Annotated in this window: 9 protein-coding genes and 1 riboswitch; of the genes, 7 read left to right on the top strand and 2 right to left on the bottom strand. The window is 69.5% G+C overall.

Translation table 11 applies throughout. The annotated features are described in order from the left end of the window. Window positions 1-810: 810 nt before the first annotated feature. A complete protein-coding gene (locus JX283_RS05195) occupies window positions 811-1,476 on the top strand; it encodes a response regulator transcription factor (protein WP_204829634.1) in 666 nt (221 codons plus the stop codon). A gap of 2 nt (window positions 1,477-1,478) precedes the next feature. Then, window positions 1,479-2,519, top strand: a complete 1,041-nt coding sequence (locus tag JX283_RS05190) for a HAMP domain-containing sensor histidine kinase (protein WP_204829633.1) — start codon at window positions 1,479-1,481, stop codon at window positions 2,517-2,519. Between the two features lie 173 nt (window positions 2,520-2,692). Here JX283_RS05190 and rlmD read toward each other — a convergent pair whose 3' ends face one another. Continuing rightward, complete coding sequence (rlmD, locus tag JX283_RS05185) at window positions 2,693-3,880, bottom strand: 23S rRNA (uracil(1939)-C(5))-methyltransferase RlmD (RefSeq protein ID WP_204829632.1); 1,188 nt, start codon at window positions 3,878-3,880, stop codon at window positions 2,693-2,695. Window positions 3,881-4,031: 151 nt separating this feature from the next. Further along, a riboswitch (cobalamin riboswitch) is annotated at window positions 4,032-4,228 on the top strand. Window positions 4,229-4,395: 167 nt separating this feature from the next. Between rlmD and JX283_RS05180 the strand changes: the two genes are divergently transcribed. From JX283_RS05180 to JX283_RS05165, 4 genes are all read left to right on the top strand, one after another. After that, the gene (locus JX283_RS05180; protein ID WP_204829631.1) at window positions 4,396-4,848 is read left to right on the top strand and encodes a DUF4430 domain-containing protein; all 453 of its coding nucleotides are present in this window, start codon (window positions 4,396-4,398) and stop codon (window positions 4,846-4,848) included. A gap of 149 nt (window positions 4,849-4,997) precedes the next feature. After that, complete coding sequence (locus JX283_RS05175; RefSeq protein ID WP_204829630.1) at window positions 4,998-5,969, top strand: L-lactate dehydrogenase; 972 nt, start codon at window positions 4,998-5,000, stop codon at window positions 5,967-5,969. A 339-nt stretch (window positions 5,970-6,308) separates the two neighbouring features. After that, window positions 6,309-7,775: a radical SAM protein gene (locus JX283_RS05170; protein WP_204829629.1), complete on the top strand. Its 1,467-nt coding sequence runs from the start codon at window positions 6,309-6,311 to the stop codon at window positions 7,773-7,775. A 4,854-nt stretch (window positions 7,776-12,629) separates the two neighbouring features. Then, complete coding sequence (locus JX283_RS05165; protein ID WP_204829628.1) at window positions 12,630-13,337, top strand: MgtC/SapB family protein; 708 nt, start codon at window positions 12,630-12,632, stop codon at window positions 13,335-13,337. Between the two features lie 21 nt (window positions 13,338-13,358). Here the strand turns inward: JX283_RS05165 and JX283_RS05160 are convergent, their stop codons facing one another. Further along, window positions 13,359-14,438 (bottom strand): 6-phosphofructokinase, encoded by a 1,080-nt coding sequence (locus tag JX283_RS05160; protein WP_204829627.1) that lies wholly within the window; start codon window positions 14,436-14,438, stop codon window positions 13,359-13,361. A gap of 417 nt (window positions 14,439-14,855) precedes the next feature. Between JX283_RS05160 and fusA the strand changes: the two genes are divergently transcribed. Continuing rightward, entirely contained in the window at window positions 14,856-16,910 is a 2,055-nt protein-coding gene (fusA, locus tag JX283_RS05155; protein WP_204829626.1) for an elongation factor G, read from the top strand. Window positions 16,911-17,023: the final 113 nt, after the last annotated feature.

Here is a 17,023-nt window from a genome sequence, read left to right as displayed (position 1 = left end):
ACCATGGAGGGTGCCGGCGCGCCCGCCGGCCTCATACGACCGTCCCAGGAGGCCCCATGCTCGACCCAGACCGCGACTACACCGACGCAGACCTCGCCGCCCTCGACGAGTTCACCCTGGGCGAGCCCGTGCTCGTGTGCCGCTGGCGCCTCTCGGACCGCCGCATCCCCATGGCCGGCCGCCACATCCGCGCCCTCGGCGAGCGCGTCACCGACGGCTGGGCCCCCACGCCGGAGTTCCTCGCCTGGGTGCGCCAGCACCTGGAGCAGACCCTGGACTCCGGCGCCGCCGACGACCCCGACGGCGTCCTCATGCTCGCCGTGGACGCCGCGGGCCACGGGGCCATGGCCGTGGGTCCCTACGAGCCCCTGGCCGACACCTCGGCCGCTGCCCTCGCCGCCCGTGCCGCCGCGTCGGCCGAGGAGGGCGCGCGCACGTCGGTGGCGCCCGAAACGCTCTGGGCCGTCGCGGACGGCGCCCTGCTGGCGGGCTTCGGCGACACCTTCACCTGCGGCGGCGCCGGCACNCTGCTCATGGACCTTACGGAAACGTTAGGGCGCCCGGTGACCTTTGATGGGACACTGGCTCAGAGGGTCGCCGCGGGGGAGCCCTTCGACGAGGTGTTCCTCGTCTCCGACGAGCACGGCGTGGTGCCCGCCTCCGACAACGGCGGCCCCGCGGCCGAGACGTTCGCGGCCCAGCTCGGGAGGCTTCGGGAGGCCACGACCGCCAAGCAGGGCCGCGGTATCTGACCCGGGCGCCCGCCGCGTCCGCCCGCACCCGTACCCACCGCAGGCAGAAGGAGGACCCATGACGCGCATCGCACTGGTCGAGGACGACGCCGCCATCCGCGACGCCCTGGCCCAGATCCTCTCCCAGCGCGGCTACGAGCCGGTGCCCGTCACGGACTTCTCCCGCACGTCGCAGACCGTGCTCGACGCCGCCTGCGACCTCGTGCTCCTCGACCTCGGCCTGCCCGGCGTGGACGGCACGGTGGTCTGCCGGGAGATCCGCTCCCGCTCNGACGTCCCCATCATCGTGGTGNCGAGCCGCAGCTCCGAGGTGGANGAGGTGCTGTCCATGACCATGGGGGCCGACGACTTCGTGGCCAAGCCCCACTCCGCCCACGTGCTCGCCGCCCGCATCGAGGCCCTGCTCCGCCGCGTCCAGGGCTCCCGGTCGCGTCCGGTGGTGGAGCACAACGGGCTCTCCCTCGACGTCGNGGCCTCCTCCGCCGCGGCCAACGGCCAGACCGTGGAGCTCACCCGCAACGAGCTGCGACTCCTCGCCTACCTCATGCGCAACGCCGGGTCCGTGGTGTCCCGCACGGCTCTCATGTGCGAGCTCTGGGACACCGACGCCTACGTGGACGACAACACCCTGACCGTCAACATCAACCGGCTGCGCCAGACGCTGGCCCGTATCGGCGTGCGCGACTACCTGGTCACCCACCGCGGCCAGGGCTACTCGGTGTGACCATGGAGTTCCTCCGGTTCCTGAGGTCCAAGCTGCCGGGCCTCGCCCTTTACGGGGTGGCCCTCTTCGTGGTCGCGGGGCTCCTCCGCCTGGTGGGGACGCCGCGCGACATGGTCTACCTTGTGCTGGTGACGCTCGCCGCCGTGGAGGCGGGGCGCCTGGCCATGGAGTACCTGCCGTCGGCGGGCTTCTGGAGGCGCGTGAGCCTCATCGGCCGCGCCCACCCAGGCGACACCCCCAACGCGCTCGACCTGGCCTGCGACCTCCCGAGCCTGCGCTCCGGCCGCGCCGCCCTCGTGGATGACGCCGNGGACGCTCTNCTCGCCCAGGCCGANGCNGACGCCGCNGCCGTCAGGGCCGACTCAGCCGAGTACCGTGCCTTCATCGAGCGCTGGAGCCATGAGGTCAAGACCCCGGTGGCCGCCGCCTCCNTCATCGTCCAGGCCCACCCGGGCCCGGTGTCCGGCCGCATCGCCCCGGAGCTGCAGCGCATCGAGGACTATGTGGACCAGGCCCTCTTCTTCGCCCGCTCCTACACCGTGGACCNCGACTACGTGGTGCGCGNGACCACCCTNGGCGAGCTCGTACGCGACGCCNTACGCGCCCGCGCCACGCTGATCCAGGAGTCCGGCGNCTCCGTCTCCTTNGACGGTCTCGACCAGCCGGTCTACTGCGACCCCAAGTGGTGCGGCNTCATCGTGNGCCAGCTCGTGGACAATGCCTGCAAGTACATGGGGGCCGAGGAGAGCCCGTGTCTCTCGTTCACCGGCCGTAGGTTGGCGGCGGGCGGCTCGGCCGAGCGCGTGGAGCTGACCGTGGCCGACAACGGCGTGGGCATCGCGCCCCAGGATCTCCCCCGGGTGTGGGACAAGGGTTTCGTGGGCTCCAACGGCCGCGACCTCGCCCGGTCCAACTCCACGGGCATCGGCCTGTTCCTCGTGCGCGACCTCTGCCGCAAGATGGGCGTGGAGGCGAGCGTCTTCTCCGACGGCGAGTCGGGCACGGAGTTCCACCTGGTGTTCCCCATGGTGCAGAGGGGCTAGCAGGCAGGACCCCCGTCCCACCACCCGGACACTTTTGTCCCAATGGTCGGGCACTTTTGTCCCACGGAGCCCCGATGCGCGCCATTCATCAATAGAGAAATAAGCGAAGTGACAGATGGGCCAGGCNCCTCTGTCACATGTCACATCATGCGGGTCCGGTGCGGGCCCCGCGGCTACCGCCTCCGCAGCGCCGCCACCGTCTCGGCGTGCTTGGTGTGTGGGAACATGTCCACCACCGTCAGCGACTCCAGCAGCCAGCCGCGCCCCACGAGGAAGTCCAGGTCGCGCCGTTGGGTCACCGGGTTGCAGCTCACGTACACGATGCGCCCGCACCCGCTGGCATCGCACGCCGAGAGGAACGCCTCCGTGGCGCCGGCCCGGGGCGGGTCGAGCACCACGACGTCGAACCCGGTGCGGTTGTGCTTGGAGTCGGCCAGGTAGGCCGTGGCGTCGGCGCAGACGAACCGCGCCCGGCCCCCCAGCCCGTTGGCCCGTGCGTTGCGCCGCGCGTCGGCCACGGCCCCCTCCACGCGTTCCACGCCCACCACGGAGACGCCGTCCACGGCCTTGGCCGCGCACAGGCCGATGGTCCCGATGCCGCAGTAGGCGTCCAGCAGCGTCTGGCCCGGCTCCAGCCGCGCGCCGTCGATGGCCAGCCGGTAGAGCGCCTCGGTCTGCTCGGGGTTGGTCTGGTAGAAGCTCGTGGGGCCGATCTCAAAGGTCACGCCCAGCAGCGAGTCGTGCATGACGCCGGGCCCCAGCAGGGGTTTCGATGTGGGTCCCAGGATGGCGTTCGTCCGCCGCTGGTTGATGTTCTGCACCACCGACAGCCTGAGCGGCGCCGCCTCGGCCACGGCCTCGGCCAGCTCGCGGCCGTGGGCCAGGGTGTTGCCGTTGGTCACGACGGTGAGCAGCCCCTCCTCGGTCCTCCAGCCGGTGCGCACCACGGCGTGACGCAGCATGCCGCGGCCTTTGTCCTCGTCGTAGGCGCGGATCTTGAGCCGCTCGGCCACCCGGGCCATGTCGTTGAGGATGGGCCGGCAGCGCGGGTCCTCGGCCAGGCAGGCGGCGCATGGCACGATGCGGTGCGTGCCCCGCTCGTAGAAGCCGCTGCGGATCATGCCCCCCTTGCCGGGCGNGAAGGGCGTGGCCGCCTTGTGCCGGTACCCTCGTGGCGCCTCCATGCCCACGATGGCCACGTCACCCGGGGCGGCCTCGCTCGCCCCGGAGTCCAGGAGGTCCGAGAAGAGCCCCACCACGGCCTCGCGCTTGCGGCGCAGCTGGATGGGGTAGGGGACGGCCAGCCATTCGCAGCCGCCGCACCGTTTGGCGATGGGGCAGGTGGGGGTGGCAAATCCCATGGGGGCTCCTTTTGCTCTCTCGACGCCGACACCAGAAGTCTAGCGGTCCCGCCGGCCGCTGCCACGCACCGGCGGCTCCGGGGCAAAAGCCCCGGGCGGGTCCCGGTGCGGGATGCGGTAGGCTGAAGACAACTGCATATCATCGCAACCCGAGGACACGGTTCGAACAGCTGTCCGCTTAGTAGATTAATAAGGAACCCGGTTTGAGTCCGGGACAGCCGCCACTACTGTGTTCGGGCAAAGGTGCGGGCGCATACCCATTGGGCCCGGTCCCGAGAAGGGGCCCGCACCGTCGGCCAAGGCCGACACCCGTGAGTCAGGAGACTTGCCTGTCCTCGATAGGTTCGACCGTCCCGGGCGTGTGGGTCGTGGTTACCGGTGCTGTGATGCCCCGCCTGCCCCTGTGACCCGGCGCCCTCGCCCGGGTACCGTCCCGGCAGACCGGGTCGTCCCTNCCCGNNNCGCCGNTCTCCCAGACGGGAAAGACGGGCAATCGACGAGAGGAAGGCACGCCCATGAACCGCAAGACAACCCAGGACCTCGCAGCCCACCGCCGCACGCCGCCCNTGCGCGGCCGCGTCGCGGCGTTGCTCGCCGCCGCGCTCATCGCTGCGGCACCGACCCTCGGCGCCTGCTCCGCCGCCCCCTCCGCGCCCGCGGAGGGGCAGCAGCAGGCGTCCGGGCAGCAGCAGGCGTCCGTCTCGGTGACCCAGAGGGTCGGCGACGGGGAGAAGGCCGTGGAGGTGCCCGACGGCTCGACGGTCCTCGACGTCCTGAAGGCGTCGGGGGTGGAGTTCGAGTCGAGCGACGGCTCCTACGGCGCCTATGTGACCTCCATCGACTGCAAGGCCGCCGAGGGTAACTCCGGCTGGACCTACTCCGTCAACGGCGAGCAGCCCACGGTGGGCTGCGGGGAGTATGAGGTCGCGGACGGAGACGTCGTGACGTGGGAGTACGTCTCNTTCTGACGTCTCGGGCGGTGACGCCGCCGCNCGGCCGTTCGTGACCGTGGGGTGACGTGTCACGCGGCCTGCCTGCCGCCGCGCCGCGATAGCCGGTAGCATGGGGGCGCCCGACCGCCGCGGCCGGGNGCCCCTTCGCGTGAAAGGACCCGCTCATGGGAACGTGCGTATCCGTCGGCATCATCGGCCTGGGCCACGTGGGCGCCCACGTGGCCAACAGCCTCATGCTCCAGGGCATCGCCGACGAGCTCCTGCTCTGCGACATCGCCTCCGGTGACGAGGACAACTCCAGGAAGCTGGCCGCCGAGGTCCAGGACCTCTCCGACAGCCTGGCCTTCTGCTCCCACAACGTGCGCATCGAGAGNTGCGGCGAGGACTACGCCGCCCTGGCCTCGTGCGACGTCGTGGTCAACGCCGCCGGCNAGGTGCGCCTTGCCGCCCAGGACCGCGACGGCGAGCTCTTCTACACCACCGACACCGCCCGCCGTTTCATCCCCGTGCTCGCCCGCGCGGGCTTCTCCGGCGTGTGGGTGACCGTCGCCAACCCCTGCGACGTCGTGGCGACCCAGATCTGGAAGCTCGGCGGCTTCGACCCGCGCCGCGTCATCGGCACCGGCACCCAGCTGGACTCCGCCCGGTTCAGGCATGTGCTCTCCCGCGAGACGGGCATCGACCAGCACTCCGTGGGCGCCTACATGCTCGGCGAGCACGGGGCCACGCAGTTCGCCTGCTGGAGCCAGGTGAACTTTGGCGGCAAGCCCCTGGCCGAGCTGGAGCGCGAGGAGCCGGCGCGCTTCTCTCTCGACAGGCCGGCTCTGGAGGACGCCGCGCGCCGGGGCGGTTACGTGGCCATGGCCGGCAAGATGTGCACCGAGTACGCCGTGGCNAACGCCGCCGCGCGTCTGGTGCGGGCCGTGGTGTCCAACGAGCACGCGGTGCTGGCCTGCTCCACCCTCATGGACGGCGTCTACGGCGAGGAGGGCCTGTTCTGCTCCGTGCCCTGCGTCGTGGGTGGCTCCGGTGTGGAGGCCCTCATGGTGCCCGACCTCACCGGGCCGGAGCAGGCCGCCTTCCACGCCAGCTGCGCCCACATCCGCGAGAACCTGGGCCGCGTGGGCCTGGTCTGACCGTCCCCTCGGCGCCCTGCGGACGGGTCCCGCTCGCGGGGCGCCTTCCCTCGCCGTCCGCCGCGGGACCCGTCCGCGCCGCCACTCCCGTATATCACGCGCGGTCTCCAGTCTCATCAAATCCTTGTCGGGGGTAGACTGTTGCACTTGAGAACATGGGGGCTGGAGCAGCGGTTATCTCCGCTGTGGGCTTGATTGCCTACAGGTTGAAAACAGCTCGGTGCCACCTTGGTGAGGGGAGTGGTTTTGCCGTCCGGCGTCTTCTCCCTAAAAAAAGGGGGTACATGCAAGCCAGCCAACAACGCGGGGTCACAGCCCGCATGACAGCAAGGGGAGAGTATGCAGTCTAAGATCGCGCACGCCGCCGAGNGTACCGCNTTCGGTTTTNCCCTTGACGGCATCATCAACGCCGCCTCCAGCAAGGACCGCGAGAAGAACCTCGACCGGCTTGTCGATATGGGTTCCAAGCTGCTCAAGGACACCGCTCCCGGAGCCGCCCGTGGCCTGCGCGCCGGCCTGTACCCCGGGTCCAAGTGGGAGCAGTTCCTCTTCTCCCTCATGGACGAGGTGGACCACAACATCATCAAGACCGCCGTGCTCAACGGCGGCTACGAGGCTGCCTTCCGTGGCCTGCGCACCTGCACGGAGAACGCCGAGAAGTACCAGTGCAACGTGCCGTGGATCATCCTGTTCGACCCCACCACGGCCTGCAACAAGCACTGCATCGGCTGCTGGAGCGCCGAGTACGGCAACAGCTACAACCTGTCCTTCGACGACATGGACAAGCTGGTCTCCGAGNCCAAGGCCCTGNGCACCCACATGTTCATGCTCACCGGCGGCGAGCCCCTGGTGCGCAAGAAGGACATCGTCAAGCTGGCCGAGAAGCACAACGACTGCATGTTCAACATCTTCACCAACGCCTCCCTCGTCGACCAGGCCTTCTGCGACGACGTGAAGCGCGTGGGCAACATCGCCTTCTCCATCTCGGTCGAGGGCTTCGAAGACTCCAACGACGGCCGCCGCGGCGACGGCTCCTTCCAGGAGGTCATGGCCGCCATGGACCTCATGAAGGCCAACGGCCTGCTCTTTGGCACCTCCACCGCCTACACCACCAAGAACTACAAGACCGTCACCTCCGACGAGTACCTCGACATGCTCATCGAGAAGGGCTGCCGCTACGCCTGGTACTTCCACCTCATGCCCGTGGGCGCCGGTGCCGGCACCGACCTCATGTGCACCCCCGAGGAGCGCGAGTACATGTTCCACCGCATCCGCGAGATCCGCGGCATCACCGGCGGCAAGCCCATCTTTGCCATGGACTTCCAGAACGATGGCGAGTACGTGGGCGGCTGCATCGCCGGCGGCCGTGTGTTCTGCCACGTGAACGCGGCCGGCGACGTNGAGCCTTGCGTCTTCATCCACTACTCCAACGCCAACATCCACGACAAGAGCTGGCTNGAGTGCCTGCAGCAGCCCATCTTCCAGGCCTACCGCGCCCACTACCCCTTCAACGACAACCTCCTCCAGCCCTGCCCCATGCTGGAGAACCCCGAGATCCTGCCCCAGATCGTCCACGAGGCCGACGCCCCCTGCACCGACTACGCCGCCCCCGAGAGCGTGGACGACCTCTGCGCCCGCACCACGCCTTACGCCGAGAGCTGGAAGGCCACCGCTGAGAAGCTCTGGCTCGAGGAGCACCCCACCGGCAAGAAGATCTACGCCGACGAGCTTTCCAACATGGCCGTCGACGAGAAGGCCAAGATCATCGCCGAGNCCGACCGCGAGAACGAGGCCGTGACCAACTAAGGTCCCGCCCCGCACTGACGCGCGCAACTCGAGCGGCCCCGTGTATCCGGCGATACGCGGGGCCGCTCTCATATGCGTATGCGCCCGCCCGCCTGTCCCGCTTTTATTGACAGGGATAGATTACGGTCCTACGCTTGAAATCCAACTTAAAGAACGCTGCAAAAATACTGCAAACATAGGGCGATTGGCGGTACAAATGAACTCTCTCACCCGCACCCTGGCCTCCTTGGCCGCTGCCACCCTCACCTGCACGGCCCTGGTGGCCCTGCCGGCGACCCCGGCTGCCGCCGCCCCGCCGGCCGGCTACACCCATCCGGCCGATGCCTGCCCCGTCACCGTCACCGGCGGCGTGGAGGGGCGCGACTACTACTTCGCCTCCGAGACCTGGACGCGAAACCCCGGCAGCCCCGTCACGAGCACCCTCAAGAAGCTGGTGATCTGCTCCTCGACGCCCCTCACCCTCTCCACCGGGGGCGCCACGGTGGACGCCACCGTGTGGATCGAGGCCGGCACCCAGGCAAACATCACGCTGGACGGGGTGGACATCGCCTCCCACGTGCCGTTCACCATCGAGCGCAACCGCGACGCCGCCGGCAACTCCGTCGACCCCAAGACCAGCGTCCATATCACCCTGGCGGCCGGCTCCGCCAACCGCCTCGAGGCCGCCGCGTCGGCCTATGCCCCGGGTATCCGCTGCGGCGAGGACACGGTCCTCGTCATCGACGACGACGTGACCAACGTGGACGTGGATGGCGCCCCGGTGGACGTCACCGGCGGCCGCATCAAGGAGGGGACGGTCTACGTTGACCGCGACGGCGCCGTCCGGACCGCCGGCGCCGATGGTCCCACAACCAATATCAGCAACCTTGAGAGCCGTAACCCCGGGTCCCTNGAGGTCCAGGGCGGCTACCTCTGCGCGGCCATCGGCGGCAGCGACTGNGAGNNCANCGGCGAGATGACCTTCAACGGCGGCTCCATCACGGCCCGGGCCGTGGGCGACGGCACCTATGGGTTCGGCGCCGGCATCGGCGGCTCCCACGGCGGCCACGGCACCACCGAGGACACCTGGATCACCTTCAACGGTGGCACGGTCACGGCCTGGGCCTCCTACCACGGCGCCGGCATCGGCGGCGGTGGCCNCAGCTACACCACCGNAGGCTCCACCAGCAGGGAGAACAACTACCGGTTCCCTGACGCCAAGCTCAGCGACCGCCTCCCCGGCAACGGCTTCGGGGCCAACTCCGGCACCCCGGTCCACTCCAAGGTCTGTGCCGGCAACCTGCGCTTCNACGGCGGCGTGGTGACCCCCATCTCGGCCGACCACGGCAACGCCATCGGCCAGGGGTGCTTCTGCTGGAACGTGGGGCGCAAGATCGTCATCACCGGCGGCACCATCATGCCCGACACCTCCCGCCAGGACCCCTCCTACGGCTATGCCCATGCCATCGGCGCCCTGGGCGGCGAGGTCTACGTCACCGGCGGGTCGGTGCGTATCGGCCAGGTGACCCACGACAACGGCAAGACCACCAACGAGAAGTACCAGTCCTACATCGGCGACCCCGTGGACCCCGACAACCTGCCCTCGGACTTCTACACCAACTTCTCCTCCGACACCGCCTACGGCGCCCTCGACAAGAGCAGTCAGGTCATGATGCGCTCCATCAAAGTGCCCGGCGCCCTGGGGGCCAACGCCCGCATCACGTCGTTTGCCATGACGGTCAACGGGGTGTCGTACCCCTACGGCTCGCCCCACTCCACCGACGAGAACGGCAACCTCTACCTGTGGCTCCCCAAGACCACCGAGGGCGAGGTGCGCGTCAACCTGACCGCCGTGGACAAGGACGGCAACGTGGTCAGGACCGAGCCCTACTACATGGACGACGTCCAGAACGGCGGAGACCACCTCAAGCAGTACGTGGTCTTCTCCATCGACCCCGAGAAGGTGCCCACCCTCAAGAACCTCGCCAAGCGCTATGACGGCCTGCCCTGGGGCGAGGACGTCTCCGGCAAGCTCCTCTCCGAGGTGGCCCAGCAGGCCGTGGAGGTGNACAACCCGCCCGTGGCCGCCGGTCAGGACAAGAACAAGCTCAACGACGCCGCCTCCATGGTNATGGAGTCCCAGCGCCTGNCCACCGACGAGANCGGCGACCTCATTCGGCGCCCCGACACCGGCGACGGCTCCAACATCTACGAGGTGGACACGGCCTCGGCCATCACCAAGGGCTTCAACGCCAACGTGGGCAAGTACAAGCTCACCATCAGCTCCGACCAGTACGCCCAGGACGGCTCCTCCTTTGCCGAGAGCTTCTACGGTCACCGCTGCTACTACGACTACGCCGAGATCACGCCGGCCGACACCCAGACGCGCCTGGAGGTGGAGCGGGTGGGCTCCACGGCCGACGTGCGCCTGACCGCCCATGTGAGCCCACGCCACGACGACGCGGTGACCGAGGCGCTCACCTGCGCCGCTCCGGAGGGCGCCGTGCAGNTCTACGTCAANGGCAAGAANGTGGGAGAGCCGGTCGCCGTGGCNGACNTGGGTGACGANGAGCTCGAGNACGGCTATCGGCANTCGGTNGCCACCCTCACCGTGGGCCCCGACGACTACCGGTCCCTCCTGGTGAACCCGGCCGCGCCCTCGTCGGCCCGCGCCGCGGACGGCCTGGGCAGCCAGCGGGTCACCGCCGAGTTCATCCCCACTCAAAAGGGCAACTACACCGACTCCAACACCGACTCCAACGCAGACTTCTTTGTGGCCGTGGACCCTGAGTGGTGGTCCTACGAGAAGNTCTNCNACGGNACGCCGGCGTTCGACGGCCTCGACGGCTCCCATATCCTGCCCTTCGTACCCGCCGGTTTCGACGTGACCCTCTCCTTCGANCCGGCCCAGGTGACCTATGCCCCCGACGGCTCCTCGGTGGGCACCCACCCCATCGTCCTCAAGGACCCCGAGCTCACAGGTGCCGACGCCGACAAGGTGATCGTCATCGGCTACACCCGTGGCGACTCGCTGACACTTAAGGGCACCGTGACCCCGCGCGACGTCACGGTGACCACCTCGACGTCTGTGGGGACGGCCCCCGCCCATCGGCCCTTCGGCGGGTCGTTCTCCTTCGGGGCCGACCTCGTGGCGGGCGACAGCCTCGAAGNGCTGCTGGGCGCCGCCTCCTTCGACATGGGCGGCCTCGACCCCTCCGACCCCGCGCCCGGCCTCTACCTCGTGACCGTGCGGCCGGAGGCCCTCCGGGACCTTGAGCCCGACGAGGAGGGTCGCTACACCCTGGGGAACTACCGCATCGCCGTGGAGGGTACCTACGTGCGCATCGAGAAGGCGCCCCGGCCCGTGCGCGACGGGCAGATCTCCACCGTGGCCCAGGACGTGCCGGTGGGTGGGCCCCTCCAGATCGCGGACACCCTGGACGGTGCCCCCGTGGACACCGAGCGCTCCTACTTCAAGAGGGTGGGGGACGGCTGGGAGCCCGTGGACGGTGAGCCCACGGAGCCCGGCACCTACCTCGTGGTGTCTTCCGAGCGGAACCCGGGGCCGAGCCCGGCGCTGCCCGGCAGCGACGTCTTCCGGATCGTGGGCACCGGCACCGAAGGCGGCGACGAGGCCCCCGGCCCCTCCAGGGAGCCTGTGTCGGTGTCCGCCGACGACATCGTGAGCGGCCAGGACCCGCGGGTGACCGAGACGACCCCCGACGGCGACCCCGTGGAGGTCACCCGCACCTACTGGAGGCAGGACCCCGTGGACCCCGGCCACTGGGAGCCTGTGGAGGGCGTGCCCACGGAGCCGGGCACCTACCTCGTGGTGTNGGTGCCCACGGACCCCGACAGCCCCTGGGGCCCCGGTAGCGCCGNCTTCNTGGTGGANCCTGTCCCGGCGGAGGACCCCGGCCCCGCGCCGGGCAGCCCCGACAAGGACCGGCCCGTGGTGACGGTCGAGGGTGTGGACGTCGTCGACGGTCAGGTGCGCCCCCGCGTCCTCGTGGACGGCAAGCCCTTCGACGGCGCCTCCGACCCCGAGGGCCGCCGCNTGGAGGAGGTCTACTACGTGAGGGAGCCCGACGGCAGCTGGCGGCGCCTAGCCGGTGTCCCCGACGGTCCCGGTGACTACCGTGTGGTGGTGCGCCTTCTCGACCGCGACGGGAACCTCCTGGCCGAGGCCTCCTACGACTTCTCCCTGGACGGTCGCGGCGCGGTGCTGCCGGTCACCGGCGACGTGGCTGGCGTGGCCGGTGTCCTGGGCGCCGTGGCGGGTCTCGGCGCCGCGGCGGCAGCGGTGACGGCGCTGGCAGCGCGCCCGGGTCGCCGTCGCTGACGGGCACCCCCGCCCCACCACCCGGGCACTTTTGTCCCATTTTGGTCGGGCGCGGTTGCTGCCACGCGGGTGCCGGCACCCATGGAACGTTCTGCGGGCGCCACTCCGCACGTAGAAGCTTCTGCGGGTGCCGGCGGAGCCGCCCTGCCGCCTGCGGAGCATTCTGCGGGCGGTTTCTCACNCGTAGAGGCTCCTGCGGGTGATCCGCTTGGGCCGCCGTCCCGTCGGCGTCGGCCGCACGTGGCGGCGGTGCCCGGCCATCTGTCGCTCTGCCTGTTTCTCGTTTTTTGGCATCCANNNATGCCGCGGTGGCCCCGCCATGGGACACGGCGTCATTGGGACAGAAGTGCCCGACCATTGGGACANAAGTGTCNGGGTGGTGGGACGGGGTGACCAGTGGGACGGGCTCGCGCGCCCGTGGCGGCTTCCGGGGCCGCTTGGCCGGCCGGCCGTGAATCAGGGGACATCCGCGGTCCCGAGGGGGTATGGAGCCAAGGGAGGGATAGTCCGGCGCCCCTGGAGGTGGCACGTCCATGCTAGGTCAGTACTTCGCGAGCCTCGGGGCCACGNCGGCCGGGTGGAGCACCGACGCGGTCTTCCTGCGGCTCATCCTGGCCGCGGTCGTGGGCACCGTCATCGGCATGACCCGGGAGTTCAAGAACAAGGGCGCCGGCGTCAAGACCCATGTGCTCGTGTGCCTGGGCTCGGCCCTCTCCATGATCGTGAGCCAGNNCATCCTGGAGGAGATCCCCGGGGCCCAGCTCGACATGGTGCGNAACGGCGCCGCCGTCATCTCCGGCGTAGGCTTCCTCGGGGTGGGCACCATCATCGTCACNGGAAANAACGAGGTCAGAGGCCTCACTACCGCCGCCGGCCTGTGGGTCTGCGCCTGCATCGGCCTCTGCGCCGGCATCGGCCAGGTGGACGCCACCCTGCTGGCCCTGGTCTTCGTCATCTTCACCTTCACGGTGCTCTCGCGGCTGGACGCCCTGGTGCACCGCTTCTCCAAGAAGTTCGACGTCTACGTGGAGTTCGAGAGCCGCNACGCCGTCAAGGAGTTCCTCAAGAAGCTCCACAGCTGGGACTGCGCCTATGACAACTTCCTGCTCACGGGAGGGGAGAGCGGCAGCTCCTTCGTGGCTGCCACCCTCACCATCACCCTGCCCACCATGGACCGCAAGCAGGCCTTCGTCGACGCCATCCAGCGCCTGGAGTTCGTGAGCTTCTGCGAGGAGATCTGACCGTCCCGACCGCCCCGCCCCCTACCGGTCGCCGAAGGAGATGCCCANATCGCGGGCCTTGCGGANCATCTCACCGTCCGGGTCCACGTACTTGAGCTTGCCGGCCACGTCCTTGAGGGGCACGCGGCACATCCTGCTCTTCCGCTGGCTCACCATGAAGCCGTANTTGCCCTCAAGGCAGCCCATGGCCGCCTCCACGCCGCACTGCATGGCGAAGATGCGGTCCTGGGCGTCGGGCTGGCCGCCGCGCTGGGTGTGGCCGGGCACGGCCACGCGGACCTCGCGGTCGGTGCGGGCGGCGATCTGGTCGGCGATCTCGTAGGCCACGGACGGCATCACGCGCTTGGCCAGTTTGGCCTTGTACTCCTTCTTGGAGAGCGCGGCGTCCTCCTTGGAGATGGCGCCCTCGGCGGCCACGATGATGGCGTAACGCTCGCCGTCGGCATGGGCCTCGTCGATGGCCTCCACCACATTGTCGATGTCGTAGGGGATCTCGGGCAGCAGGATGACGTCGGCCCCGCCGGCAACGCCGGCGTACAGGGGGATCCAGCCCNCCTTGTGGCCCATGATCTCGATGACGAACACGCGGCCGTGGCTCGTGGCCGTGGTGCGGATGTCGTCGATGCACTTGGTGGCCACCTCCACGGCGCTCGTGAAGCCGAACGTCNTGTCGGTGCCCCAGGTGTCGTTGTCGATGGTCTTGGGCANTGCGATGACGTTGAGNCCTTCCTGCGAGAGGCGGTTNGCCGTCTTGGTGGAGCCGTTGCCGCCCAGCATGAACAGGCAGTCGAGCCCCAGCTTGCGGTAGTTGGACACCATGGCGGGCACCTTCTGCACGCCGTCGGCCGTGGGCTTGTCCAGCTCCTTGAAGGGGGTGCGGCTCGTACCCAGGATGGTGCCGCCGTGGGTGAGCGAGNCGGCGAAGTCCTCGGGCGAGAGTCGGGTGTAGCGGTTGTAGATGAGGCCCTGGTAGCCGTCGAGGAAGCCGTAGACCTCGACCTTCCCCTCGGTCTTGAAGGCCAGGGTCTTCACGATGGCGCGCATGGTGGCGTTGAGCGCCTGGCAGTCGCCGCCGCTCGTGAGCATTCCTACTCGCAGCATGGACGGGCTCCTCTCCTCGATGACTCATCGACTTCAAAAAGTGTGGCACAAGCAGGAGGCCGTTGATGTACGGGCCCAACGATTGCCTGGGCTGGCCGACGGGGGCGGCCTGGCCCTCTCCGGGGGCGTGCCGCCCGGCCTCGGCTGGCTGATATCGCGGTTCCGACCGGATCCGAGGGGGAAGNAGCTGGAAAAACGGCCTGCGATCGCGGTTTCCTGCCGGTATCGGCGCTGCGGCGGCGGCCACGGGGGCATGGAATCGCGATTTCCAGCCGGCCCCGCCCCGGCGCGACCCGCCGCTCGCGGACGGGCGCCGATTCGACACATCTGCCATACCAGTTGTGGGGTAGGCTGAACAGAAGGTAAACCGCGCCGCGGCCCCGTGGCCGCNGCGACGTCTCTTATTGGGAGGCAGCCATGGCAGAGAAGGTCAAGAACGTCGTGCTTGTAGGCCAGGGTGGCGTTGGTAAGACGATGCTCGCCGAGGCCATGCTCCACCTGAGCGGTGCCACCAACCGCCTGGGCGGCCACTCCGGAACCAAGCCCACCCTCGACTACGACCCCGAGGAGGAGAAACGCTCCTTCTCCATCAAGCTCTCCGTGGCGCCGGTGAACTGGGAGGGCTGCCGCCTCAACGTCATCGACGCCCCGTGCTACCCCGACTTCATCGGCGACGCCTACTCGGCCATGGCCGCCTGCGAGACCGCGGTCTTCGTGGNGGACGCCGCCTCGGGCGCCCAGTCCACCACCACGCGCCTCTGGTACGCGGCCGAGGACCTCTCCCNGGCGCGCGCGGTCTTCGTCAACCGCATCGACCGCTCCGAGACCGCCTACGACGACACCCTCGCGGCGCTCACCGAGCGCTTCGGCAACCGCCTCGCCCCCGTGACGCTGCCCATGGGGGTGGGCAGCGACTTCGAGGGCATCATCGACGTCATCCGCATGAAGGGCCGCCGCCTCGGCCCCGACGGCAAGGCCCAGGTCTTCGACCTGCCCGAGCAGTACGTGGGCGCCGCCCAGGCCGCCCGTTACGCCATCTGCGACCTTGTGGTGGAGGCCGACGACGACCTCATGATGAAGTACCTGGAGGGCGAGCCCCTCACGGACGACGAGGTCGAGGGCCTGCTCTCCCGCGCCATCGCCGAGCGCATCTTCGTGCCGGTGTTCGCGGGAGTGTGCACCAAGGAGGAGGGTGTCGTCTCCCTCCTGGACGACATCGTGGCGTACTTCCCCCGCCCCGACACCTACGGCAAGGTCCCGCTGGTCAACGGCGAGCTGCTCGACGTGGACCCCGACGACGACCGCCCGGTGGTCTTCGTCTTCAAGATCCTCAACGACCCCCAGCAGGGGCGCCTCGCCTTTGCCAAGGTGCTCACCGGCACCGTCACGCCCGGCCTGGAGCTCGTCAATGCCCGCACCCGCAAGACNGAGCGCCTGGCGCACCTCTACCGTATGATGGGCCGCGACACCACCGAGGTGAGGAGCGCGGAGGCCGGCGACATCGTGGTGGTGCCCAAGCTGGACGCCCAGACCGGCGACACGCTCTCGGCCACCGGCAAGGTGGAGGCCGCGGCGTTCCGCTTCCCCAACTCGCTCTACCGCATCGCCATCGAGGCCGACCAGCGCGGCAGCGAGGACAAGCTCTTCACCTTCCTCGAGAAGATGGCCGACGCCGACCCCACCCTCAAGGTGGACCGCGACGAGGACACCGGCCAGACCGTGATCAGCGCCATCGGCGAGGCCCAGGTTTCCGTGNTGCTTGACCGCCTGGAGAGCCGCGCCAATGTGNGGGCCCACACCGTGCCCCTGCGCATCCCGTACCGCGAGACCATCCGCCGCACCGCCACGGGCCACGGCCGTCACAAGAAGCAGACCGGCGGCGCCAGGCAGTTTGCCGACGTGCGCATCCGCATCGAGCCCAACCCCGACGGCGGCTACGAGTTCCTGGACGAGGTCGTGGGCGGCGCCGTGCCCCGCGGCTTCATCCCCGCGGTGGACAAGGGCGCCCAGGAGACCATGCGCGACGGCGTGCTGGCCGGCTACCCCATGATCGACGTCAAGGTGGCCCTCTACGACGGCCAGTTCCACCCGGTGGACTCCAACGAGATGGCGTTCCGCACCGCCGCGCGCCTGGGCTTCCAGGACGCCGTGTCCCAGGCGGAGGCCGTGCTGCTGGAGCCCATGGCCACCCTGCACATCACCGTGCCCGAGAGCTACGCCGGCTCCATCATGGGCGACATCTCGGCCTCCCGCGGCCGCGTGGAGGGCATGGAGACCACCGACAAGGGTGAGGTCTCCATTCAGGCCCGCGCTCCGTACGCCGAGGTGGTTGACTACGCCACGCGCCTGAGGTCGCTCTCCCGCGGCACCGGCGAGTACACCGTCGAGGTGGAGGGCTACGAGCAGGTGCCCCACGACGTCCAGGAGCGCCTGGCCAAGGAGTACCAGGAGCGTCGCAGCCAGGGGAGGTAGCCTCCCGCCGGACCGGGCGTGGGCTCGGGCCACCCATATCCGAGCGCCCGAGGGCGCCCCTGACGGTTCCGTGCCGTCGGGGGCGCCTTTTTCTGGTGGGGCGGGGTGCGACC

The organism is Olsenella sp. CU969, assembly GCF_905219715.1.
GTDB lineage: Bacteria > Actinomycetota > Coriobacteriia > Coriobacteriales > Atopobiaceae > Granulimonas > Granulimonas faecalis.
The sequence above is the reverse complement of the archived record's forward strand: the minus strand, read 5'-3'. Positions and strand labels throughout refer to the sequence as shown.